Annotated in this window: 1 rRNA gene; it reads left to right on the forward strand. The window is 52.6% G+C overall.

From position 1 onward, the window contains the following. Positions 1 to 230 (forward strand): 23S ribosomal RNA (locus M3661_RS31150); the annotation flags it as partial.

The raw sequence follows: 230 nt of genomic DNA on the forward strand, positions 1-230 counted from the left end.
TATGAGCAATGGGGGGACGCAGAAGGATAGGGACGCGAGCTGATGGATGCTCGTCCAAGCAGTGAGGCCGATGTGTAGGCAAATCCGCACATCATTAAGGCTAGGCTGTGATGGGGAGGGAAAATTACAGTACCGAAGGTCTTGATTTCATGCTGCCAAGAAAAGCCTCTAGCCAGGTGAAGCTGCCCGTACCGCAAACCGACACAGGTAGGTGGGAAGAGAATTCTAAG

Source organism: Paenibacillus sp. MER 180 (genome assembly GCF_023713665.1).
GTDB classification, from domain to species: Bacteria; Bacillota; Bacilli; order Paenibacillales; family Paenibacillaceae; genus Paenibacillus_B; species Paenibacillus_B suaedae.